Origin of the sequence: Clostridium akagii DSM 12554 (assembly GCF_000686725.1) — a bacterium.
Classification (GTDB): domain Bacteria; phylum Bacillota; class Clostridia; order Clostridiales; family Clostridiaceae; genus Clostridium_I; species Clostridium_I akagii.
The window spans coordinates 36,805-61,236 of sequence record NZ_JMLK01000013.1; the positions used below are offsets into that span (position 1 = coordinate 36,805).

18 protein-coding genes and 3 pseudogenes are annotated in these 24,432 nt (G+C 30.1%); 4 read left to right on the top strand and 17 right to left on the bottom strand.

Translation table 11 applies throughout. The features are described 5' to 3' along the window. Window positions 1-65: 65 nt before the first annotated feature. Window positions 66-305 carry a hypothetical protein gene (locus BR66_RS0107735; protein WP_026882404.1) on the bottom strand — a complete coding sequence of 80 codons (240 nt, stop codon included), beginning with the start codon at window positions 303-305 and terminating at the stop codon, window positions 66-68. A gap of 211 nt (window positions 306-516) precedes the next feature. Continuing rightward, window positions 517-2,223, bottom strand: coding sequence for a sensor histidine kinase (locus BR66_RS0107740; protein WP_051624143.1), 1,707 nt, complete (start codon window positions 2,221-2,223; stop codon window positions 517-519). A 381-nt stretch (window positions 2,224-2,604) separates the two neighbouring features. On the opposite strand from BR66_RS0107740, the gene BR66_RS0107745 reads away from it, so the two are divergent. Next, entirely contained in the window at window positions 2,605-3,255 is a 651-nt protein-coding gene (locus BR66_RS0107745; protein WP_084156406.1) for an HNH endonuclease, read from the top strand. Window positions 3,256-3,304: 49 nt separating this feature from the next. On the opposite strand, the pseudogene BR66_RS23395 reads toward BR66_RS0107745, so the two are convergent. Then, window positions 3,305-3,790, bottom strand: a pseudogene (locus BR66_RS23395) (mannose-1-phosphate guanylyltransferase); the annotation flags it as partial. Window positions 3,791-3,869: 79 nt separating this feature from the next. On the opposite strand from BR66_RS23395, the gene BR66_RS23400 reads away from it, so the two are divergent. Continuing rightward, complete coding sequence (locus BR66_RS23400) at window positions 3,870-4,808, top strand: recombinase family protein (RefSeq protein ID WP_035795780.1); 939 nt, start codon at window positions 3,870-3,872, stop codon at window positions 4,806-4,808. Window positions 4,809-4,909: 101 nt separating this feature from the next. On the opposite strand, the gene BR66_RS0107760 is transcribed toward BR66_RS23400, so the two are convergent. The 3 genes and pseudogenes from BR66_RS0107760 to BR66_RS25620 all read right to left on the bottom strand — a co-directional run bounded on the left by BR66_RS0107760 (window position 4,910) and on the right by BR66_RS25620 (window position 9,207). Continuing rightward, on the bottom strand, window positions 4,910-8,338 hold the full coding sequence (locus BR66_RS0107760; RefSeq protein WP_026882407.1) for a pyruvate carboxylase: 3,429 nt from the start codon (window positions 8,336-8,338) through the stop codon (window positions 4,910-4,912). 206 nt (window positions 8,339-8,544) lie between these two features. After that, window positions 8,545-8,907: pseudogene (locus tag BR66_RS25615) on the bottom strand (sugar phosphate nucleotidyltransferase); the annotation flags it as partial. Window positions 8,908-8,940: 33 nt separating this feature from the next. Further along, window positions 8,941-9,207, bottom strand: coding sequence for a GIY-YIG nuclease family protein (locus BR66_RS25620; RefSeq protein WP_026882409.1), 267 nt, complete (start codon window positions 9,205-9,207; stop codon window positions 8,941-8,943). A gap of 208 nt (window positions 9,208-9,415) precedes the next feature. Here BR66_RS25620 and BR66_RS0107775 point away from each other — a divergent pair, with 208 nt between their 5' ends. Next, window positions 9,416-10,093: a Crp/Fnr family transcriptional regulator gene (locus BR66_RS0107775; RefSeq protein WP_026882410.1), complete on the top strand. Its 678-nt coding sequence runs from the start codon at window positions 9,416-9,418 to the stop codon at window positions 10,091-10,093. Window positions 10,094-10,268: 175 nt separating this feature from the next. Here the strand turns inward: BR66_RS0107775 and hcp are convergent, their stop codons facing one another. From hcp to BR66_RS0107805, 6 genes and pseudogenes are all read right to left on the bottom strand, one after another. Then, entirely contained in the window at window positions 10,269-11,564 is a 1,296-nt protein-coding gene (hcp, locus tag BR66_RS0107780) for a hydroxylamine reductase (RefSeq protein WP_035795786.1), read from the bottom strand. Window positions 11,565-11,680: 116 nt separating this feature from the next. Continuing rightward, complete coding sequence (locus BR66_RS0107785) at window positions 11,681-12,967, bottom strand: recombinase family protein (RefSeq protein ID WP_026882412.1); 1,287 nt, start codon at window positions 12,965-12,967, stop codon at window positions 11,681-11,683. Continuing rightward, window positions 12,964-13,122, bottom strand: a complete 159-nt coding sequence (locus BR66_RS25625) for a hypothetical protein (protein WP_156946252.1) — start codon at window positions 13,120-13,122, stop codon at window positions 12,964-12,966. Before BR66_RS25625 ends, BR66_RS0107785 begins: the two co-directional genes overlap by 4 nt. A 136-nt stretch (window positions 13,123-13,258) precedes the next feature. Then, on the bottom strand, window positions 13,259-13,930 hold the full coding sequence (locus BR66_RS0107795) for a phosphatase PAP2 family protein (protein WP_026882413.1): 672 nt from the start codon (window positions 13,928-13,930) through the stop codon (window positions 13,259-13,261). Between the two features lie 36 nt (window positions 13,931-13,966). Next, window positions 13,967-14,755, bottom strand: a complete 789-nt coding sequence (locus BR66_RS0107800; protein WP_026882414.1) for a Cof-type HAD-IIB family hydrolase — start codon at window positions 14,753-14,755, stop codon at window positions 13,967-13,969. Between the two features lie 185 nt (window positions 14,756-14,940). After that, window positions 14,941-15,198 (bottom strand): annotated as a pseudogene (locus BR66_RS0107805) (sugar phosphate nucleotidyltransferase); the annotation flags it as partial. A gap of 315 nt (window positions 15,199-15,513) precedes the next feature. Between BR66_RS0107805 and BR66_RS25630 the strand changes: the two are divergent. After that, window positions 15,514-15,663 carry a hypothetical protein gene (locus BR66_RS25630; protein WP_156946253.1) on the top strand — a complete coding sequence of 50 codons (150 nt, stop codon included), beginning with the start codon at window positions 15,514-15,516 and terminating at the stop codon, window positions 15,661-15,663. Between the two features lie 115 nt (window positions 15,664-15,778). Here the strand turns inward: BR66_RS25630 and BR66_RS0107815 are convergent, their stop codons facing one another. The 5 genes from BR66_RS0107815 to BR66_RS0107835 form a co-directional block, all read right to left on the bottom strand. After that, window positions 15,779-16,072: a hypothetical protein gene (locus tag BR66_RS0107815; protein WP_026882416.1), complete on the bottom strand. Its 294-nt coding sequence runs from the start codon at window positions 16,070-16,072 to the stop codon at window positions 15,779-15,781. Between the two features lie 124 nt (window positions 16,073-16,196). After that, entirely contained in the window at window positions 16,197-17,429 is a 1,233-nt protein-coding gene (gene pepT / locus BR66_RS0107820) for a peptidase T (RefSeq protein WP_026882417.1), read from the bottom strand. A 105-nt stretch (window positions 17,430-17,534) separates the two neighbouring features. Beyond that, window positions 17,535-18,590, bottom strand: coding sequence for an HD-GYP domain-containing protein (locus tag BR66_RS0107825; RefSeq protein ID WP_026882418.1), 1,056 nt, complete (start codon window positions 18,588-18,590; stop codon window positions 17,535-17,537). 318 nt (window positions 18,591-18,908) lie between these two features. After that, entirely contained in the window at window positions 18,909-20,162 is a 1,254-nt protein-coding gene (locus BR66_RS0107830) for a methyl-accepting chemotaxis protein (RefSeq protein WP_051624144.1), read from the bottom strand. A gap of 190 nt (window positions 20,163-20,352) precedes the next feature. Then, complete coding sequence (locus BR66_RS0107835) at window positions 20,353-24,405, bottom strand: AAA domain-containing protein (RefSeq protein WP_026882420.1); 4,053 nt, start codon at window positions 24,403-24,405, stop codon at window positions 20,353-20,355. Window positions 24,406-24,432: the final 27 nt, after the last annotated feature.

Sequence of the window (24,432 nt, forward strand, 5' to 3'; positions counted from 1 at the left end):
AATCTTATCTTTTATCTTTTATCTTTTATCTTTTATCTTTTATCCTTTAACTTTTAACTGTTATATCAATATCTATTTGGATCTGTATATACTGCCATTCCCCTACGGTTACTCTCTTGAACATTTATAAAGGATTTTTTAATCATACATTCTCTTATATCATCTAAACTCTTTTGTTTGTCTATGCATTTTCCATTAATGCAATCTTTACAATTACTACACTTTAGATCTCTACTATTAAAATAATGGCTCGTAATAACGTCTAGAAAAGGCAAATCCGTTTTAAAATTCATACCAACTTTCATATTAATACCATCCTTTTATATTTTATTTATGTAATCATTAAATGTGTCTTAATTAAATAATCAGAAAATATAACTATTGTAACCGTTTACTTGTAATATAAAGAGAAAATCTCTTCTAAGTTTATCTCTTCATTAATATTATAATACTTTTGGAACTATTAGTCAAAAATATTTTTGAATTTTCTAAATATTTGCACAACATAATATATAATTATTTATCAATTGGCAGTGTAAATGTAAATTTACTACCTTCATCTACAGTACTTTCACACCAAATTGTTCCTCCATGTGCTTCTACTATTTCCTTAGCAATATAAAGTCCTAGTCCCATACTTATTAACTCGTTGTCATTTCCTTTGATTTTAACAAATTTCTCAAATATTTTCTTTCTATATTCATCAGGTATTCCAACCCCAGTATCTTTAACATATACATTCATCATGTTATTCTTAACCTTAGCATCAATTATTATCTCATCTCCAGCATTTGTATATTTTAATGCATTGGAAACTAAATTGTTTAATACCCAGGTTATTTTTTCTGAATCAGCATAAACCCTAGGTAAGCTTTCATCAATTTCATCATATAATTTTATGTCATTATTCTCCGACTGTTCATTATAATTATTAATACAATTTTCTGTAATCCCAATTAATGAACAAGGCCTTATATCAAACAAAGCTCTATCAGATTGAATTGTTGATAATTTAAGTAAATTACTAACTAAATCAGATAGTTTTTCCACTTCCTCATTTATAGTGTTAAGAGTACTACTCTGTTTTTCATTTAACAATCCCATCTTTTTTTCAAACATTAATCCCACACCCATCATAATTGACGTAAGTGGGGTTTTAAGTTCATGTGAAACAGTAGCAATAAAATCTGCTCTTATGTTCTCAAGTTTTTTAAATTCCGTCATATTCTTTAAAAGCACAACTATACTCTTTATTTTTTCTTCATTATTTTTTACCACAGTTACCGTAATGTTAAAATAATAGATATCATGATTTCCCTTTATACTTATTATTTTTTCTTCTATAACATTGTTACTTATAACATTAAAAATATAATCATAAAGCTCCACATTTTTAATTACTTCTAAAAATTGTCTATTTATAGTATTTTCCTCAGTTAACTGAAAGAGATTTTCACAAGATTTATTTAAAAGAAGTATTTTATAGTTCTCATCTAATACAATAAGTGGATCGCTTATACTTTTCACTATTGCTACAGATTTATTTTTTTCCGATAAAAGCTTACCAGTAGTACTCTCTTCAAATTCATGAATTCTCTTTGTCATGCTGTTAAACTCACGGGCTAGCATTCCAATTTCATCATCATTCACCACTGGACACTGTTTATATAATTCACCTTCTTTTACAGACTTGATTGTTTCTGTAAGAAGATAAATTGGTTTTAACGACTTATTTGTTCTAATCATAGATACAATCAGTCCAAATATTGCAGCTACACCAGACATAATGAGAATTAAATATAATGAAATCTCAGCATCAACTTTAGCTTGATTTTTCCCACTAAACATAGCTTTCTCATTAATATTCGTCAATTTATTCAAGTTATTTTTAACTCGACTGGCCTTTAATGTTACAATATTATTATAATAAGCTATATTTTCACTACCATTATGATTACTTTGATAATCCTGAAATTGGGAAAATACCTTGACAAAATCAATGTAATCGCTGTTGATTTTTTGTACAATTTCTTTTTCCCCATTTTCTGTAATATTATTTTTTTCTATGTTGAACCATTTATAGAATTTATCATTTTCATTATAAAATAAATCTACAGCAGGTTTTTTTTCAGATTGTGAATATTCCAAAATAGACTTATCCTCGGCGTCTAAAGCCTGCAACATATTATTAGATGCTGATATGCTTGTATAATTATACGTCATAAGACCATCTATAGATTTTGATAATCTATAAATATTAAAAGCAGATATACTACCTACCATGGCTATAATAATAACTAAAACTATATAAATTGAACCAATTTTAAACTTTAACGTTTTAATAAAAGATCCCTCCTAAAATAATATATACCTAAGTAATCTGATAGACTAGCATACTGGTTGTTATTTTTCATTTTAAAGGTGCTTATCACCCTACAATTAACTCACATGTATATTATAATGTTATCTAGATATTAAGTATATTATTATTTTTATGCCTGATTTTTGCTACTGCATAAATTATCCATACCTTTTATGCCTACATTTTGTTATAATGATATGATGTATGTTAAAAAATATTAAAAAAAAGGGACGATGTTCTAAATGAAAAACAATTATAAAACCATAGAAAACGAATATGAATTTCTTGATAGTCTTGTGTTAATCAAAATATTGAAAAAAGATGGCACTCCACTTACAACTAAAATAGATAAACATGATTTAGATAAAGTAAAAAAAATGGGTGTTTGGTTTGCAGAATGGCATAAAGACTTTAATAGCTATTTAGTGCAAAATATTAGTGAGATCAAGGCTAATGGCAAATCTGAATTCATAAAACAAAATTTACAATCAGTTATTATGGATACTAATTCAAAAGCAACAATTAGATATATAAATGGAGATACATTAGATAATAGACGTGAAAATTTAGAAATATTTAATAGAAATACACGTAATGACTTTGAACCAGTAGATGAAAATACTGTTGCTTTAATATTAAAAGATAAATATGGTAAACCTGAAGCTAAAGCTCTTATTTCAAAAGAAGATTTATCTACTGTATTAAATGACACTTATGGCTGGATATATGATAAAGTTAACGGCAATCTTTGTGTGGTTACAAATACCCCTCATGGAAGAGTATACTTAGACAAAATCCTTATGAAACCAGAAGAAAATTTCATAGTACATCATATAAATCTTAATCCTTTAGATAATAGAAGAGTAAACTTAGAAGTAGTAGCAGTAGTCTAAACTCTTCACTAAAAAAGGGCCATATCTCTAATATTGGCTCTTTAAAATTTCATAGGTATTTACCTAGTTTTTCATTATTTTTCATATTGTTAACCAATGATTTTATTTCTTGATCTTTATTTTTATCCATAATCAACATCACGTCTCCAGCGTCCACTATAACTAAATCCTTAATACCAAATCCTATTATAAGTTTATCCTTACCAAATATAGAGCAGTTCTCACTCTGTTCCAAAAATATATTACCATTGATGCTATTTCCCCTATAATTGCCTATAAATCTGGATAATGAAGCAAAACTTCCGATATCATCCCAAATAAAATTGCTTTTTATCACATACGCTCTTCTAGTTTTCTGCATTATACCAAAGTCAACTGATATACCATCTATCATTTGATATTGTTCCCTTGTAACCATTTCTTCCCTTTCAGTTCCTACTTCTTGGTATATAATCATTAAACTTTTATACATTTTAGGAAGATATTTTTCCATTTCCCTAAGGAGAGAATCCGCTCTCTTTATAAAAATGTTATTTGCTTTATAAAATTGGTATATTTATTTTTAATTTGAGATATTAATATATGGATATTAATATCTCAAATTGGAGTTAAGCATGAAAACTGCTGCTATCTACAGTAGAAAATCTATATATTCCTCTAAAGGTGAATCCCTTGAAAATCAAATAAAGTCATGTAAAGATTATCTATCGAGAGATGAATTTTACAATTTTTTAATTTATCAAGATGAAGGCTTTTCAGGTAAAAATATTAACAGGCCTCAATTTAAAACTATGCTTAGAGCGGCCAGAGATAAAAAATTTAATATACTAATATGTTATAGATTAGATAGGGTAAGCAGAAATGTATCTGATTTTTCAAAATTAATTGACGAGCTTAATAAAAACGGCATAAGTTTCATATCCGTAGCTGAGCAATTTGATACCTCAAAACCCATGGGAAGAGCCATGATGTATATAGCCTCAGTATTTTCACAGCTTGAGCGTGAGACTATAGCTGAAAGGGTAATGGACAATATGTTAGAACTTTCAAAAAGTGGTAGATGGCTTGGTGGTAGAACCCCTACTGGTTTTAAAAGCACCGCTGTAACTTCTATTGACGAATACTTAAATGAAAGGACGCTATTCAAGCTATTTCCAATAAAAGAAGAGATTGAAATAGTACAGTTAATATATGAAGAATACACTAAAAAGCAATCCTTGGCTAAGGTAGCAAAATATCTATTACAAAACAATTTTAAAACCAGAATGAATAACGATTTTTCAAGCGTAACTATTGCCGGTATTTTACACAGCCCTGTATACGTTAGGGCCACAGGAAAGGTTTTTGTATTTCTAAACAAAAAAGGTATCGAAACTATTGGAAATCCTGATGGAATTCATGGAATGTTATCCTACAATAAGCGTAAAGGCAAAACTGGTCCTTATAGGGAATGCGATAAATGGATATACGCCATGGCTAATCACGAGGGCGTGGTTTCAGGGTCAACCTGGCTAGAAGTTCAAGAAATACTACACAGGTTACAAAAAAAGTGACAAGTTTCAGGTGATAAGTGACAAGTTAAAACTTTTCTAAAGTTGCCGAAAATAACTTGTCACTTGCCACTTGTCACTGAAAAAACTACTTTGGGACATTCTTATTCGAATACTATTAACAACTCTCCTGAGCTTACCTGTTGGCCTTCTTTTACGTTAATAGCCTTTACAGTTCCACTTACTGATGCAGTTACTCTAGTTTCCATCTTCATAGCCTCTACAACAATTAAAGCATCATTCTTTTTTACCTTATCTCCTTCTTTTACAAGTACTGATAAAATAGTTCCAGGAATAGGAGCCCCTATTTCTTTTTTATTAGAAAGATCTGCTACTTTCGTTTCAATTATATCTTGAATATTTCTGCTATTCTTATCTTTTATTTTAAGTTCTCTTCTAAATCCATCTACCTCAAAGAAAAGCGTTCTATTTCCTTCTCCATCTATTTGCCCAATTTTTACAAGTCTTATTATAAATCTTTTTCCTTTTGAAACCTCAATCTCACAAGTTTCATTTTCTGAAAGTCCATGGAAGTAAATATCACTTCCCATTCTACTTAAATCACCACATATACTGATATATTTTAAATAGCCTTCAAATACTTCAGGATATAAAGCATAACTAAGCTTATCCTTCATAGTAGGCTCATAATTATACTTTTCTTTTAAGTGTTTGCCAATTTTATCAAAATCTTCTGGTTCTAGTAATTCCCCAGGTCTACACGTTATAGGTTCTTCTCCCTTAAGCACTAATTTTTGAAGTTTTTGTGGGAAACCTCCACTAGGTTGACCCATCATACCTTTAAAATATGTAACCACGGAATCAGGGAATGCCATACCAGCAGCATTTTCATATATATTTTCTTTTGTTAATCCATTTTGAACCATAAATATAGCAAAGTCTCCTACCATTTTTGAAGATGGAGTTACCTTTACAATATCCCCTACCATTTCATTAACTTCTTTATACATTTGTTTTACTTCATTAAATTTATGTCCGAGTCCAAAGCTTTCAACTTGAGGTTTTAAATTTGAATATTGTCCTCCAGGAATTTCGTACTCATATATTTCCGCAGAACCTGAGATAAGTTCTGATTCGAATTTATAATATACTGGTCTTACTGCAGCCCAATAATCCGAAACCTGCTGTATTCCGTATGAATCTATACCCGTATCCCTTTTAGTGTTCCTTAATGCTGCCACCACTGAGTTTAATGCTGGTTGGCTAGTAAGTCCTGACATACTGTTAAATGCAGTGTCCACAATATCAACACCTGCCTGTGCAGCCATCATTACTGTAGCAACACCATTTCCTGTAGTATCATGAGTATGAAGATGTATTGGCATTCCAATCTCTTCTTTTAATGTTTTTATAAGCTTAAAGGCCGCATGAGGTTTGAGTAATGCTGACATATCCTTAATTCCTAAAATATGTGCTCCTGTCTTCTCAATCTCCTTAGCTAAATCCACATAATATTTTAGATTATATTTTTCCCTTCTATCATCTAAAATATCTCCAGTGTAACATATACAAGCTTCTGCTACCTTACCGCTTTTTAATACTTCATCTATAGAAACTTCCATTCCTTTTAGCCAATTTAATGAATCAAAGATTCTGAATACATCAATACCACTTTCCGCAGATTCTTTAATAAATTCACGTACTACATTATCAGGGTAGTTTTTATAACCTACTGCATTTGCTCCACGAATAAGCATTTGGAAAAGTACATTAGGAATTTCACGCCTTAGTTGTTTAAGTCTCTCCCAAGGTGATTCGTTTAGAAATCTATAAGCTACGTCAAAGGTTGCTCCTCCCCACATTTCAAGAGAAAATAGATCTTTTCCAAAAACGGAAGTTGGCTTAGCAATCTTAATCATATCCCTTGTTCTAACTCTTGTAGCCATAAGCGATTGATTTGCATCTCTCATAGTCGTATCTGTAAGAAGCAATTTTTCCTGATTATTTATCCACTTAACTAGACCCGCAGTCCCCTGTGAATCCAATATTTGTTTTGTACCACTTAACCCTTCCGGTACAATTATCTTTGGCACTACTGGAACGTCATACTCTCTTTTATTTCCCTTTGTTTCATTTACGATTTTCTCACCAAGAAATCTTAATACTCTGTTTTCTTCGTCTGCCTTAGGTGCAACATCGATAAGATCTGGGTTTTCGTCAATAAAACTAGTATCACATTCGCCCTTTAAAAATAGTGGATGATTTAAAACATTGATTAAAAAACCAATATTGGTTTTAACACCGGATATATTTGTTTCCTCTAAAGCTCTAATTGATTTTCTTATACAATCCTTAAAACTCTTAGCCCAAGATATATTTTTTACTAGAAGACTATCATAGTATGGACTTATAACCGCTCCTGCAAATCCATTACCACCGTCTAGCCTTATTCCATTACCGGAACTTGTTCTATATACCTCTATTTTACCTGTATCCGGAGCAAAATTATTTGTAGGATCTTCTGTTGTGATTCTACATTGTATGGAAAATCCTGTTGGCTTAATTGAATCTTGAGACTCTATTCCAATTTCTTCAGAGTCTAATCTATGACCTTCAGCAATTAATATTTGACTCTGCACTATATCAATACCTGTAATCATTTCTGTAATCGTATGTTCTACCTGTACCCTTGGATTCATTTCTATAAAATAGTGATTTCCTTCGGTATCCACTAAAAATTCTAGAGTTCCTGCACTCCTATAGTTAACAGATCTAGCTATTTTTAAAGCATCATTACATATTTCATCTCTTATTTCTTGCTTTACAGAAAATGCTGGAGTAAATTCTACAACTTTTTGATGCCTTCTCTGAATAGAGCAATCCCTTTCATGAAGATGAACGATATTACCGTATTTATCTCCAAGCACTTGAACTTCTATGTGCTTTGGTTTTTCAAGATATTTTTCCATAAACATAATATCTACGCCAAAAGCCTTTTTAGCTTCATTTTTAGCACTGAGAAAAGCAGACCCAATTTCATCTTCACTTCTTACAATTCTCATTCCTCTTCCACCGCCACCAGCGGCTGCCTTTAACATGATAGGGTATCCACATTCCTTAGCAAGTTTTTTAGCTTCAGTAACAGACTCAATATCCTTTTCAAAACCTGGGATAGTTGCTACTCCTACAGCATGTGCTGCAATTTTAGATTTAATTTTATCTCCAAGTTTATCCATCATTTCAGCAGTAGGTCCAATGAATTCAATACCTGCTTCTGTACATTTCTTTGCAAATTCTGCATTTTCTGATAAAAAACCATAACCTGGATGTATAGCATCTACGCCTTTTTTTATTGCAAGACTAATAATTTCCTCAATATTTAAATAAGCCTCGACTGGACTTTTGTTCTCACCAACCAAATACGCTTCATCTGCTTTTGTTCTAAATAAGGAATATTTATCTTCATTAGAGTAAATTGCCACGGTCCTAATGCCTAATTCTTTACAGGCACGAAAGATTCTTATAGCAATTTCTCCTCTATTAGCAACTAATACTCTTTTAAATTCGCTCATTTTTTTCCCCCTACTCATTTTTCTCATTACCTAATAAAATAACTTGTTTTCCACTAAAATGCAATATTTTTTTGGCATTTCATGCATAAATCAATGATTTTTATAAATTTATCAATTAAAAATGAATTATTTACACAATTGTCAATTCATTTTAGGCACTAGAATGCCAACTTGTGTTTTTTTAACATGTTCTATATAAAGAGACCATCTGCTCTCCATACAAACATGCCACTGTTCCAAAGATAATTTCCTGCAATTAAAAAATCCTTTGCCACTTCTATATTAGGCTTTTCTACAAAACGCTCAACCCTATACGTATCTTCTAAATTAACAAGCTTTTCTCCAATTTGTATATATCCATATCCTGTTTCTGGGACTGTAGGCGTAATACCTATGGTTATAAGTCCTCTCTTCTTATTCACAACCTCCACCGCTTGTTTTAAAGTATCAATGAATGCTTTTTCGTCTTCAACATAATGGTCCGAAGGCAATACCAACATTATAGCATCATTATCTTTCTTTTTAAGCTTGGCAGCCGCAAGTCCTATGCAGGTAGCGGTCCCTTTGTTTACAATACAGGTCCTTATTTCTAATTTCTGTTTTTATTTTAGTAACATCTCTTCAACCTTAAAACCCTCAAACAGCTTAATCTTGTCTATTCTTCTAAACCTTTTAATAGCATATTCCCTTTTCATAGCTTCACTTTTAGTTTCATATTCCTCATAGTATACAACTCGAACAGGAAGTCTACACCTAGTATATTTTGCTCCTTTTCCATTATTATGCACTTTTATTCTGTTTTTTAAATTGTTTGTGTATCCAGTGTATAAAGTTTCATCATTACATCTCAAAATATAAACATAATTCATTTTTAACTTCTCCAAAACTGTATTCTCGTATCCATATTAAGCACAATAAAGAAAATAGAGCCGAATACTTACTTGTTATTATTTTGATGATTTTTTTACTCCTATAAAAACGTCTACTTATATTATATACTATAGTTACACATGTTCAAAAAATAAATTACCAGTGCGGACATATTTTTTATACCTAAATTACAAGGGAAGTGTTAATGTGGCAGATTCAATAGATTTTATAAAGAAAATACCTATATTTTCTCAGCTTTCCAGTGAAGCTCTTGCAAATATAGTAAAACTTCAAAACATAAAGAACTATAAAAAAGGAATCATAATTTTTCATGAGGGAGATGCTGGTGATGCTTTTTTCTTTGTTAAAACAGGCAAAGTTAAAATATTTAAAACCTCTTTTGATGGAAGGGATATTACTTTAAACATACTGGGTGAAGGATCAATTTTTGCTGAAGTTACCTTATTTAATGACATAGATTACCCTGCAACCGTGGAAGTGCTAGAAGACAGTGAAATTGGTGTTATTTTAAATAAAGATATTGAAAAACTTATTTTACAAAATAATGAGCTTGCTCTTGAAATAATAAAAATTTTAAATAAAAGATTGTTCAGATCCCAAACTGCAGTTAAGGATATGGCCTTTTCTGACACATATATTAGGATAACCAAAACACTTATTGATCTATGTAAAAGGCACGGAACCACTACCGAAAACGGAATCGAAATTGATGCTTCTATAACAAGACAGGATATTGCCAATATGGTTGGAACCTCTAGGGAAACAGTAAGCCGGGTCGTAAGTGCACTAAAAAAAGAAGGGCTTATTTTGACTAATTCCAAGAAGATAATTATTATTGATATAAACAAACTACAGGATCGGTGACAAGTTTCAAGTGACAAGCCATTCAAGAAGTGACAAGTTTCTAAAGATTTTCTGCTAACGCAGAAGAATCAATAAAAAAGGAATGTTAGTAGCTTTATTTACAAATCTACTAACATTCCTTTTTATTTAATTGTTTTATTTTGCCCCAAGACAAAATTTTCTTAACTTGTCATTATTATTTTCCCATCATTACAGCTAAATCTTTCTTAGCATCTCCACTAATCAAATTAAGATTAAAGTTATCTTGTAAAACCTTTAAAACTCCTGGTGTAATGAATTTTGGTGCTGTTGGTCCTACATATACATTTTGGATTCCAAGACTGAATAGTCCTAGAAGAATTGCTACTGCTTTTTGCTCGAACCATGACAATACAATGCTTAATGGAAGTTCGTTTACGCTGCATCCAAATGCTTCTGCAAGGGCAAGTGCTATTTTAACAGTTGAACCTGAGTTGTTACATTGTCCAAGATCTATATATCTTGGAATATCTGTTCCTGGTATTGTTCCAAAATCTATATCATTAAATCTGAATTTCCCACAAGAAGTTGTAAGTATTATACATTCTTTAGGAAGAGCTTCTGCAAGTTCTCTATAATAATTTCTTCCCTTTGTTGGAGCATCGCATCCAGCTATAACGAAAAATCTCTTTATTTTTCCTTCTTTAACTGCACTTATTATTTCTGGAGCTATTGAAAGAACTGTGCTATGATGAAAACCTGTAGTTAATGTTTTATCTGATTCAACATTTTTTATTGGTAGTTCCAATGTTCTATTAATAAGTGGGCTGAAGTCATTATTTTTAATTTTTTCAATGCCTTGAAGTCCTGCTATTCCATATGTCCAAAATCTGTCTGAATAAGTTCCTGTGGTTATTGGCATTAAACAGTTCGTTGTTCCAAGTATTGCTCCTGGGAAGCTTTCAAATAATTGTCTCTGATCATACCAAGCTTTACCAACATTACCTTTTAGGTGTGAATATTTTTTAAGTTCTGGATATCCATGAGCTGGAAGCATTTCTGAATGAGTATATATATTTATTCCTTTTCCTTCTGTTTGCTTTAACAATTCTTCAAGTGCATAAAAATTATGTCCTGTAACTAATATACATTTGCCTTCTATTTTATCTTGAGATACAACTGTTGGCACTGGTACTCCAAGTTTTGAAGTATGTGCACCATCTAATAAATCCATGACTTTAACTGCCGCAGTTCCAACCTTTAGCACCATGGAAACATTCTCTTCTAGGCTAAAATTTGAATTTGTAAGGGTTGTGTATAATGCTTCACTAACTATTGCATCAACTTCTGGGTCAGTTTTTCCAAGCTCATTTGCATGAGTTCTATATGCTGCAACTCCCTTAAGTCCAAATATTATTGTATCTTGAAGACTTGCTATATCTGGATTTTTACCACATACTCCAAATTTAGTACATCCACCTTCTGGAGTCTGCTCACATTGATAACAAAACATTGGATCTATTGTTTTTTCTTCTTTTTTAAATATATTCATAATTTATAATCTCCTTTTAGTTAACTATGTTATAAACACATTCTATAGCAATTAAATAAAAGATTCTGTGACGTACATCACACTATTATAAATTTCAAAAATATATCCACTGTTTTTTTGTTTGAGTTTTTTTCTTCATGTACAATTATTTTGTCTACAATCTGCTCAATATCTTGTCTACTAAGGTTTTCAAAGAGCAGTACACTATTAATTTCCTCTATACTCATATTTTTTTTATTTAGCTTAAAGAAAACATTATTATCTACGCTTTCCTTAAGTTTCTCCTTTAGCCCCGATAACAGCACTTCTTCCTTAATAGAATGAGCAGTACATAAACCACTAAAGCTTTGACTATTTTTGCACTTATACCCCTTATACTTTTGCCTATAATACATTGGTGAATTGCACTCTCCGCAAAATAAAACCGAAGAAAATAGATGAATTATTCCTTTATGCCTATAGGTTTTTTTTCTACTTTTAATAGTAGTTTGCACTTTATCGTAAGTTTTTTTATCAATTATTCCTTGATACTTTTCCCCTATTATCCAATGCTCTTTAGGCACTTCAACAACTTTATCTATCTTATAATTCACTTTAGACCATCTGTGTTGTGCCATTACTCCTGAATATTTAGGATTTGTTAATATATATCTTATTGTACTATTTGACCATAATTTATCCTTTGAGTTAGAAGGTGTATTTATTTCTTTAGAATTAAGATAATCCGCAATTTTTTGAAAACCAAAGCCACATAAATAAAGCCTGAATATCTCTTTTACAACTTTTTCTGTACCGTCACATGCTACAACTAGCTCTACATGCTTAAGTCTATCTACATATATTGTTTTAAGTCTATAACCATAAGGCGCTTTACTAGCTATGCAAGAACCTCGTAGCATTCTCTGTTTTAATCCATCCTTAGTTCTTCTAGAGCAATCTTTTATATACATCTCATTTAGTATGTTTTTAAAAGGTATTATATCATTGTAATCTTCAATAGTATCCACATTGTCAAGAACAGAGACAAATCTTACTCTCTTTAGCTCAAAATATTCCTCAAGATAATAACCCGCCATTATATAGTTTCTTGAAAATCTTGAAAGATCTCTAGTTAATACCATATTTACTAGACCTTCTTCTATATCTTCTCTCATCCTTATAAATCCATCCCGCTGAAAGCTTGAGCCTGAAGATCCTTGATCTTCATATATATCAATTAATTTATATATATTTATTTTGTCATGTTTCTTTTTAGAAGTTAACCATAACTTTAAGCTATCTATTTGAGCTGGTATAGACTCTTGCTGTTCTTTTTTATCAGTAGAGACTCTGGCATAGATAGCCACATTCCACTGCTTTTTCATAATTTTTTCACTGCTCTAGATTTTGTTTTACTTGTCTTTTCATTAATGGATACCATGAATTGTTTTTTTAGCTTTATCCTTATTATTCTCTGTAAAATTGTATTTAAATCTTCTTCTCCGCTATAAAAATTAATCTTCATTTCATATTTTTTCATAAAAAAACTCCAAACATATATTATATAATAATATATATGTTTGAAGTTCTCTTTTTTTCTTACTAAATTGTTTTATGCATGTTTACATACTTCTTGAAATTTAAATAATAATGTCATCATCAAATAAATAGCTATACTATTTTACCTCAGATATATTATTAAAATCAGTTAATCTGTATATCTTTCTGCAAAAATTCATAGCTTTTTCTCTCATGAATATGTTTGTTAACGTAAATGCAATTATTGCTATTGCTGCGCCAAACACTGCATCAAGAACTACATGTTGTTTTATAAATAATGTAGATAATATTACCAAAACATTTAATATAGTTATAACAATAGCTAATGGAGTATTTTTATTTTTTGCCACCCACATTCCCTGTATCATCAGTAAACAATTCATTACATGTATGCTAGGGAAGCAATTATAAGGTCTGTCCGTATTATATATAATCCTTATAATATCTGTAAAAATATCATTACCTACAAGGTTTGGTCTTGGAACAGTAGTCTGAAAGAAAAAGAAAGTAATATATGATATTAAAAGACCACAAACCATACTTACTAGCATTCTGACAAAAGTTTCTTTATCTTTTATACAAACATATAAAAATACCAATGGCACCAAAGCAAACCACATTACATACGCCATTACAAATTGTTTTACAAAAGGTATACTGTTATCTAAGCTGGTTATCAATGTCTTATCTGTATTTGCATATTTATCTATAAGTGAATATGTTAAATTTAATACTAATATTGGCAACATAAACGCCATTGCTCTAATATTAGGTAGTATTTTTTTCATGGTCATCCCCCTCATAAGACATATGTTTTTATCTTACTAGATTAAAGATACATATTTAAATATTGCCTTGGCAACACCGTCTTCATCACAAGTATCTGTAACTGAATCACTGATTTCTTTAACATGCTCATATGCATTCCCCATTGCAATTCCCATTCCAGCATACTTTATCATTTCTATGTCGTTTTCACTATCCCCAATTGCCAAAATATTTTCTCGTTTAATATTGTATTTATCAGCAATAATTTTTAATGATCTTCCTTTACTTACGTCACGTCTTACTATTTCTATATTATTATAACCTGTCCTAATTACTAAATACTTATCATCCTGCAAAAGCTCTTGAGCCCTCTTTATTTCTTGTTCTTCTTGTATAATAAGAAGAATTTTTATTGGATTTACAACTTGTTTAAAGCTTGAAATCATGTCCCCTTTTGGTCCAGTTAAAACTTCAACTTTACCTATCTCTTCATTATCTTCTATTTTATAATATTTGTCAGCGGTAAATACAAGGGTTGAATATGGCAAATCCTGCAATTTATCGATTAACCCATTATAATCATCTTTTGGAATAACAAATTCCTCTAAGTTTTTTCCCGTCTTTGCATCCTTTATAACTGCTCCATTTAAAGTTATCTGTTCCCCACCAATATTTAAATCTTTAGTATATGCCTTTATTGAATCATAGTATCTCCCAGAAGAAAGAACTACTTTTATTCCTTTAGAAACACACATTTTTATTGCTCGTTTTGTTTCTTCCGTTATTTCCATAGCTGAGTTTAAAATTGTACCATCAATATCTAATGCGACTAATTCATAATTCATAATTTCATCCTCACATTTTTTATTTTAGACATCTAGAATAAACTAGACCAAATTACTGACTTGTTATTTTTTTTAAGACGCCTTAACTTCATTTTATATCCTGTAACGGTTACAATTATAACATAAACTTTTATTGTGTACTATACTTGAACCTTCATGACAAGGACCCATATTACTCAATAAGGGGTCTCTTTGTTTATTGGTTCTACAAATACATTTTCTGAATTTATCTCAGGCAATTCATCATATATCTTCTGTTTATAATTCTCATTGGTAACAATATATATATTCTCCTTACTTACCATATCTTTTATTCTATTTACAGTGTTTTTCAAAAAACTCCTGTCATTTATTATTTCTAAAAACTGTTTTGGGTTATTCTCCCTAGACAAGGGATATAATCTTGTTCCCTTACCCCCTGCTAGTATTACAGCATACAACAATAACAACACCTCAGAATAATCATTGCTCATATCACTATAGTATGAATAAAATCCTTTCAAAGTGATATTAATTTGAGATAACATTATAATGCTATAAAATCCATAGTTTTCACTTTATCCATTTTTAAGTTATTGGAGTATATTTTCTTATGAATTACTTATTATCCACCATTTTAATTGCCAATCTATTCATGAATATCCTTTGTCCCTTGCTTAATTATGAAACTTTAATTTCTTTTGTAAAAATTATTGCAATTATTATTGCATTTATGAGATAATATATCCAAGGAAATACATCAAAGGAGATGGATTAATATGTTATGGTTATTTGTCTTATTAGTTGTAATTTGTTTAGCAGTGCCAATTTCAAGTGATTCACCATCAAAGGATATGAAATTCTACAGGTATGGTGGCTTTGTTCAGCAATATAAAATGAAAGATATTGATAAATATAAAAATCTATAAATTATATAAAAACTTCCTCGTGTTAAAAACTAAGGAAGTTTTTTTTGTTATAATTAAAGAGACAAGGCGCAAAGTAGTTTTGCATCCACAAATCTACTTTGCGCCTTTCCTCTTCTTAAACGTCTTTGTAATCTACATCTATTACTTCTCCATCTAAATTGTCATAAGCCTTATCTTTAAATCCCTCTTTAGTACTATTACTTGCATCTGCTTTAACATTCGTTTTTGCATTTTTTGTTGCAAAATTAATTTTAAAATAGTTTTTTAATTTCACAAATAAATATACTCCTAACCCAGCAAAAAATAAAAATGGTATTGCATAAATAAGTAAATGTCCTAAAATTACTACCACAGCTAGAATAGCTACAATCTTTAAAATCCCAGAAAAACTTTTCCCCACAAACTCCATTAATATCACTTCTTTCTATATATATGTTATTAGATTTCATTCATCATGTTTTCATTATAACACAGTTAGATAAAAAGGTATTGAATATCACTTAATAAAGTATTAATAATTTGTTAACTTTCAATTATATTGATTTTTTTGAGTATAATTCAACTATCTTCAGTATGACATCAACTGCTTTTTCCATAGCAAAGGTTGGTATGAATTCATATTTCCCATGATAATTATGTCCGCCAGTAAACAAGTTAGGTGTTGGAAGTCCCATGAATGAAAGTCTAGCTCCATCTGTACCGCCTCTAATTGGACTTACATTTGGAATTACGTTAACCTCTTCCATTGCCTTGTAAGCAACGTCTACAATATATTTTACAGGCTCTATTTTTTCCTTCATGTTATAGTAAGAGTCCTTTATATCAACTTTAACAAGTCCATCTCCATATTTTTTATTTAAAAATTCAGCAGTACTTAGTATTAGTTCTTTCCTTTTTTCAAAATTATTTCTATCAAAATCTCTTACAATAAATGCAATATCACTTTGTTCTACTTCTCCACTCATTGAAATAAGGTGATAAAATCCTTCATAACCCTCTGTATATTCTGGTTTCTCATTGCTTGGCAAAATATTTATAAATTCCGTTGCTATGTGCATTGAATTTATCATTTTATTTTTAGCTGTACCAGGATGAACATTTCTTCCTTTAATGTGAATTTTAGCTGTTGCAGCATTGAAGTTTTCATATTCAAGTTCACCAATTTCCCCTCCATCTACAGTGTAGGCAAAATCCGCACCAAATTTTTCAACATCAAAGTGATTTGCGCCTTCTCCAATCTCCTCATCAGGTGTAAAACCGATCTTTATAGTACCATGTGGTATATTAGGGTTTTTAACTAAATATTCTATTGCTGCCATAATTTCCGAAACTCCGGCCTTATCATCCGCACCTAAAAGAGTTGTTCCATCTGTAGTAATTATTGTTTTTCCTACATAATTTAGTATTTCAGGAAAATCCTTAGGTGATAATATTATATTTTCTTCTTTATTAAGTATTATGTCCTTACCATCATAATTTTCTACAATTTTAGGATTCACTCCATTTGCTGTCATATCAGGGCTAGTATCCATATGAGCGATAAATCCTATAGTCTTATAGTCACCATCTATATTTTTAGGTAACACGGCCATTACATAGCCATTGTGGTCTAAAGATACATCTGATAAACCCATGTCTCTTAGTTCTCTTTCTAATTCCTTAGCTAAAACCAATTGTCCCTTAGTGCTTGGTGTTATATGGGAATTTTCATCAGATTTAGTATCATATTTAACATATTTTAAAAGTCTTTCAACTGCACTGTACATAAAATCTCCTCCTGAGTTCAATTTTTAGGTTGTTATAATTTTATCTAATTATAATTCATATTACCTATTAAACTCAAGTAAATTACTAATTATTTCTAATTTCATTTAAATAATGGATTCTACAGCTATATTAGGATGTTCAAGTAAATTAATTTCGTAAATATCAACTTTTTGCTGTGTATTAACATCATAAATTATCCTAACTACTGGTCTGTCAGCAAAAAATTTATTTTGCCTTACAACATACCCCTCTACTCCATTAGTTAATTTAACGCAAGCACCTAATGGATATATAAAAAACACATTTCTAAATTTTTGAACCATACCTTCATCAAATTTTGTGCCAGAGCCTGCTAATATAAGTTCATAAGCATCATTTGGTGAAAATCTTTGTCTATAACTCCTGTTAGCACTTACGGCGGTAAATACATCACATATACTTATAATCTTTGCAAATTCACCTATTTCATCATCATAAGTTCTCGTTGGATATCCCTTTCCATCTATTCTCTCATGATGCTGATAAACCCCTTGTATAATGGACTCTGTGCAAAATGGTACTTTTTCAAGTATTTCTTTTCCATAAACAGAATGCATCTTTATCAATTCAAATTCTTCATCTGTAAGTTTGCTTTTTTTATTTAAAATGTTATTGGGTATTTTGATTTTACCTATATCATGTAAGATAGCTGCTATACACAAATCTCTAAGCTTTGATTTCTCATATTTCATCTCTAGTCCAATAAATGCCACCATAATCGATGTATCCAAACAATGAATATACGTGTAATTATCATAGGTTTTTATTTCATACATATTTGTATTTACCCATTTTTTCTCAAATATATGATTAATCAATTCATCTACGGATTCTAAATCCTGTCTTGCATCAGTATAATTTCCAGTGTAAATACTCCCAAATATTCTAGGAAGCTTGGCAAGTGTTTTTTGTTTTAAATTATCTAAAACAGGATCTGTTTGTATATCATTTAATGCTTCATCCTCAATATAAATATATAGAATTAAATTTTCTCTTAAAAATTTTATGCTTTGTCTAGTAATTTTTATTCCTTGTTTGATTAAAGTTTTTCCTTCACCGCTTAATATATCTTTTGCAACAACATCATTCACTTGTAGTTTTCTTACAAATCTAATTTTCATTATTCCACCCCTATCAATAAATGTTCCAAATTACTTGATACTATATCAATAAATAGTATTATATGAAATTTACTGTTTACTATATGTTCTCGCCTAATTTCAGTAACCCTTTAAATTATTTCAAAATTTTATTTATATTTTATCTTAATTCGCGAAATATTACCAGATAATGGTGATTCATAATTTATTTAGACATGTAAAAAAACTGACATAAAATGGTTAAAACCACTTTTGTGTCAGTCTTTGTTTATAATGAAATATTTCTTTATTTTAACTAAAATTCATAAATACTTCATATCTCTACTATTTTATTATAACTTATACACTAAACTTATCTACCTTATTCATTAAATCTACAGAATCATTACTAACTCTATCTGCATGATTTTTTACTTCTTCTGCCGATGCCAACATTTGTTGTGACGATGCAGATATTTCTTCAGAGGAAGCCGATACTTCTTCTGCTACTGCTGAGACAGCTTGTACCTTGGTTAATACCTCATCCTTTGCAGTTATAACAGTGTTGATGGACCCATTAGCTTCATCCATCAGCGGAATAACAGCATTTATAGCATCCATAATATCATATAAAATTATAACTGTATTATTTGCAGCTTCAGCTTGACCTTCTATCATGTCCCCAACACTTCCAGCTGTAATCTTAACCTCTTTTGTGTCATTTCCTATATTTTTAACCAAACTCATAATTTCTTTTGAGGATTTTTGAGACTCTTCTGCAAGTTTACCGACTTCTTCAGCAACTACTGCAAAACCTTTACCATGTTCACCAGCCCTAGCTGCTTCAATTGCAGCATTAAGTGCCAATAAGTTTGTCTGTTCAGAAATACCATTTATTACATCTGTAATATTTCCTATCTTTGAAACTGCCCCTGAAAGATTATTTATTTTTTCTAGAACCTTATCAAATGCCTCTTTAACATCTACAAGGGTTTGAATAAGCACTTCAACTTGACTATTACCCTCATTAGCTTTTGTTTCAGCATTTTGTACCTCTACAGACGCATTTTTAAGTCTATCATTAGTTTCATCTAGTTCTTTTGTAAACGCAGATACAAGATCAACCACATCGACCAAATTTTGTGCTTGATCGGTTGCACCAATAGCAACTTCCTGTATTGCACTTGAAACTTCATTAACCGCATTAACCATCTCTATTGAAGTTCCAGATAAAGCTACTGCGGATTCATTAATTCCTAATGCATTTTCCTTTACATTTGAAATTGATTTTCTAATATTATTAATAGTATTATTCATTAACAAGCCTAGCTTTCCTAGCTCATCTTCATTTTTAGAATTAATCTCTACTGTGAAATCTCCATCAGCTATTCTATTCATTGATTTTGTAAACTGTGCTATTGGTTTTGCACTTATATTACTAACAATTACTGAAACAACTAATGATAAAACTATGTTTATCACACCATATATTACTATTATTTTTAATAAAACATTCGAAGCTACACCTTCATAATACATAATCACGCCAAGTATAACTATAAGAAAAAGCGATTGAAGCAAGATCCGTACACCCATTTTGGTTTTCAACTTCATAAGTATTCCTCCTTGAAAAATGTTACTGCCAATTTAATGATAATTTAACTTTAAGTATGTTCATTATACTTCACGTATATCCTACAACTAATATTAACATATTTAATGGTTTTTATCATTAGTTATTTTCATATACATAGTGATTTTATCCAATTTTGGGTGCAAAACTTTATCATTAATTACACTAATATCATGCAATAACCCTTTCTATGCCTAAACATTCTAACTTTTCCCATAATTTTTCCATGGTTTTTTCTGGATTCATATAAAATTGACTTCCATTTATTTTAAAGAATACCCATCCATTACTCTCAAGCAATCCTCGTTTTTCATAGGTACCATAAAGTTTTTCCTTTTCAATGCGTGTGCCACAATTACACACTATAGCTATCTTGTTTTTATTCCCTTGAACCACAAAATCCACATTATAATGTCTTAATCCTTCTGGCATAGTTATTTTATATCCCTTTTTCATTATAATTTTATATACATCCTTATGAAATGCACTTTCAAATACCCTTATTTCTTGTTCCTCTTTAATGCTATGGAATTTTGGATCCATAAAATATCTTAGTAACTTAGTTCTTACACAATCTGGATTTAAACTTTCTGTATTAATAGATGAAAATAGCCAAATTTGATTTTTTGCTCTACTTACCGCTACATTAAACCTTCTTATGTCCACATCTCTAGTAAGTGCAGTAAATTTAACATTATCCCCAACTACCATGGATAAAAATATTATATCTCTCTCATCTCCTTGAAATGAATATGCATCCCCACATATAAGTTTTCGTTTTAACATCTCGCTTTCACCAATTTGTTCTCTCACCATATTACCAATAATTTCTGCCTGGGTATCTCCAAGTAATGATATAACCCCCATGGTCATCCCATCATATTTTATATTTTTACAGCATTCAACTACTTTATTTACCAAGGTCTTTGCTTCTTCAACATTTATGTTTTTTATTTTATCTTTTTCACCATTTATAACCTTAACAACTTTTATTGGCATTCCTAGACTATTACTTGTGTTGATATATTTTAGTGGTATTATTTCATTTGAATAGCATAAATTATTACTAAATCCTATGATTTCAGGTACACATCTAAAATGTTCTTTAAGTAAAAGCCTACTGGGAAATGATCTTAGTGCGGTATTATAAAGACTTGTTTCCAAATCAAAGCACTGGTAATGTGGAATGTCTCTCAAATATTTATCTATTAATTTATTAACTATACTTTGGTCAGTGCCGACTATTTGAGGACTTATCTGTTTATCATCCCCAACAATAACTGCTCTTTTAGCCCTAAATAGTGCACAAATTGAAAATATATCACATTGACTGCTTTCATCAAATATTATTACATCAAAAGGATTGCTATTGACCTTTATGTTTTCTACTATTTTATTAAGTGGCATTATCCATACTGGCACAGAATCTTTGCAATCTTCCATTTCTCTTTGTGCAATATCCCTATACTTGTCAGCAAATTTACTTCTTCCTTTACCAATTTTTTTAGTTGCTTGTAGCCATGCATAAAGACTCTTTTTTTGAGAATCAGAAACATTAATTATTTGATTTCTCCATGCACTCTTAGAAACAAATTGTTCTATTAACGCATTTTCTTTAAGCTTTTCTTCCTGCAATAATTTTTCAATCAATTTCGAGCTAATTTCATTTGCCTTCTGAAGTAGGCTCTTGCATCTAGCCAAGTCCCAAGCTTTATTAAATTCTTTATACCTATTTTTATCCTTGCTTTCAATAAGTTTTTTTGCGAACCTAGGTGCCATATTCTGCAATTTTTCAAAATATAAATCAATAGAATCTACATTACTGGCCATAATTTTAAACTTGTCCACTTCCTCATAAGCATCTTTAAGTGACTGTAAATCCATTTGGTCAATAGCATTTTCTATATCCCTAAAATCCTCTAAACCATGGCATAATTTTTTTATATTGAGAATATATGCTCTGTCTTTTATAAATTTATTGTTATTTCTTAGGCTAATAGCTATATTTTTTAGATATGTATAAGTTTTTTCTTCGTACCAATCCATCTTATCTAAAAATGCCACATCTCCTAATATGTTTAAAATCTTACTTTTCACATTTATATTCCAATCAATAACTATAGCTAACTCATTGATGCATTCCTCTAATACCATCATTGAATTAATGCTAAATTGTTCTATCTCAAAAGTTTCGTACTCCTTCATATTTGTATTCCACAACAAAATAAACTGATTCTCTAGTTGTTTTTTTTCAATATATAATTTTATAATTTCTATTTGCGCTCTTTGTACCATTGGTTTGCCATCAACTAAACAATTATCAAATATATATCTATATTTTTTATGTGTGCTTTTGAAAAATTTCCAAGCCTTATTACCTGTCTTAAAATGGTCATAAATACTTTTAAAATCTTTTTCAAATTCATTAAATGGTTTGTCAGAAGGTAGTTTTATACTATGGATAGTAAGTCTTCTTTGCATATCTGATAAATCTCTAATATACATACTACATTTCATATAAAGATGCTTTAAAACAGGTCTTGTTATCTCACTATTGTAATAATCCCTCATTACCTTGCTTACCCAAGATCCATGTATTTTTCCCATCTGTTTTTCTGCTATTGTTAATATATTAATGAGCTCATCATAGTCCATATTTGAATTAGGTGCCACATACCAATCCTTAAGATTGTCCATATTTTTTTCATGATTTTTATTCATATCCAGGAATTCATTTATGGTGTCAGCTATTTCAACATAATCAGGGATTTCACTTAAAACCTTTTTGATTCTGCCCCCCTTCATAATTTCTTCTCTATTAAATCCATTTAGTGAATTAATTAAGCTTAAAAATTCTTTATCCGTTAAAGGGCAGGTGCTATCAAATCTTATATTATCTTCAATCCATGATAAATCTTCTTCATTTTTTCTTACCCACTTTGCCACATCTATAAGTCCAATTAGATTACCATTTAAATTAACCTTCTTACCCTCAATGGCTTCCGTTTCAGCTAATTTTCTGCATAATTGTTTTTGCCGATTCTTACAATTATTTAATTTAATTTGTAACCCATCTATATCTCTTTTTAAAATATCAGGATTCATTGCCATGTTTTCTGTAATAGTTCTTAGGGAATCATCCAAATTTGTTAAGGATTTTGTATCATCACCTAATATACTAATACATAGTGATTTTATTTCATCAGGTATTTTTTCTGATAAAACCTTAAGTGCCCTTCCGGTTTGGCTTGTAATAAGAACTCTCTTACCGTTAGCTAAAAGGTGACATATCAAATTAACTATAGTTTGACTTTTCCCAGTTCCGGGAGGTCCCTCCACAACTAATCCAAAGTTATCTTTTAATCGCCTTGCTACTTCTTTTTGTTCTTCGTTACTTGGCAATGGGAATAATATTTCTTTACTCATACTAGCCCAGTCTTTTTTTGTATTTTCATCTTCAACAATTTCATTACTAACAAGTGCCTGTACTGATGGTGGAATAGGATAACCTTCATCAATAAGCTTTATTGTATTTACAAGTTCATCATGCCAAAGTCTATGATCATTTTTTCTAAGTATAATCACAGGGTAATTATATATAGTTGGATATTGTGTGATTTTTAATTGATTTAATCCATTTATATTATTTTGTATCTCTCCATCTGGATTTACCTTTGAACTCAAATAATGAACTATCTTATTTAATATATCTAAAACTTCATTTATATCTCTAAAATTAACATTACTATTCTCAGCGGTCTCTTTGATTTTTAAAATATAATCAATGTTTTCAATATCGACTCCACTAAGCATGTCCAATTCCATTCTCATTTTACAATTATAAGGTTTTAGTAAAAAAACTGCTTTTTGTGCATCAAAATCCAATTCAAGTTTTGTAGTAATAAGTGGATGTATTATTTTTTTATCTCCATTGTTCCAAGTAAGTATGTAATTTGCCCAAACTATTTCATGATTCACACTATCATTTTTTATTAAATTGTACAATTTAAAAAATTCATCATATAAATCCTTATTTGTTTTATCAATGCAATACCAAGATTCTTCTCCTTGGCATTTAATTTCATATTTTTCAGTTTTATTTTCTAAATCACTACTTAAATATATTTTTGTATATTCCTTCATATCTCTTATTGTCTCTTCGTCCATATTTTTTATACTGAGCAAATACGATAATAAATTTTTAACTTCAGATTTACAATTCATATTTATCACCTCTATATATTAGTAAAA

Excerpts from the sequence above, each read along its gene's own strand:
- BR66_RS0107735 (WP_026882404.1), bottom strand. The coding sequence starts at position 305 with ATGAAAGTTGGTATGAATTTTAAAACGGATTTGCCTTTTCTAGACGTT.
- BR66_RS0107740 (WP_051624143.1), bottom strand. The coding sequence starts at position 2,223 with ATGACGTATAATTATACAAGCATATCAGCATCTAATAATATGTTGCAG.
- BR66_RS0107745 (WP_084156406.1), top strand. The coding sequence starts at position 2,605 with ATGAAAAACAATTATAAAACCATAGAAAACGAATATGAATTTCTTGAT.
- BR66_RS23400 (WP_035795780.1), top strand. The coding sequence starts at position 3,870 with ATGAAAACTGCTGCTATCTACAGTAGAAAATCTATATATTCCTCTAAA.
- BR66_RS0107760 (WP_026882407.1), bottom strand. The coding sequence starts at position 8,338 with ATGAGCGAATTTAAAAGAGTATTAGTTGCTAATAGAGGAGAAATTGCT.
- BR66_RS25620 (WP_026882409.1), bottom strand. The coding sequence starts at position 9,207 with ATGAATTATGTTTATATTTTGAGATGTAATGATGAAACTTTATACACT.
- hcp (WP_035795786.1), bottom strand. The coding sequence starts at position 11,564 with ATGTTTTGTTATCAATGTGAGCAGACTCCAGAAGGTGGATGTACTAAA.
- BR66_RS0107785 (WP_026882412.1), bottom strand. The coding sequence starts at position 12,967 with ATGAAAAAGCAGTGGAATGTGGCTATCTATGCCAGAGTCTCTACTGAT.
- BR66_RS25625 (WP_156946252.1), bottom strand. The coding sequence starts at position 13,122 with ATGAAAAAATATGAAATGAAGATTAATTTTTATAGCGGAGAAGAAGAT.
- BR66_RS0107795 (WP_026882413.1), bottom strand. The coding sequence starts at position 13,930 with ATGAAAAAAATACTACCTAATATTAGAGCAATGGCGTTTATGTTGCCA.
- BR66_RS0107800 (WP_026882414.1), bottom strand. The coding sequence starts at position 14,755 with ATGAATTATGAATTAGTCGCATTAGATATTGATGGTACAATTTTAAAC.
- BR66_RS25630 (WP_156946253.1), top strand. The coding sequence starts at position 15,514 with ATGTTATGGTTATTTGTCTTATTAGTTGTAATTTGTTTAGCAGTGCCA.
- BR66_RS0107815 (WP_026882416.1), bottom strand. The coding sequence starts at position 16,072 with ATGGAGTTTGTGGGGAAAAGTTTTTCTGGGATTTTAAAGATTGTAGCT.
- pepT (WP_026882417.1), bottom strand. The coding sequence starts at position 17,429 with ATGTACAGTGCAGTTGAAAGACTTTTAAAATATGTTAAATATGATACT.
- BR66_RS0107825 (WP_026882418.1), bottom strand. The coding sequence starts at position 18,590 with ATGAAAATTAGATTTGTAAGAAAACTACAAGTGAATGATGTTGTTGCA.
- BR66_RS0107830 (WP_051624144.1), bottom strand. The coding sequence starts at position 20,162 with ATGAAGTTGAAAACCAAAATGGGTGTACGGATCTTGCTTCAATCGCTT.
- BR66_RS0107835 (WP_026882420.1), bottom strand. The coding sequence starts at position 24,405 with ATGAATTGTAAATCTGAAGTTAAAAATTTATTATCGTATTTGCTCAGT.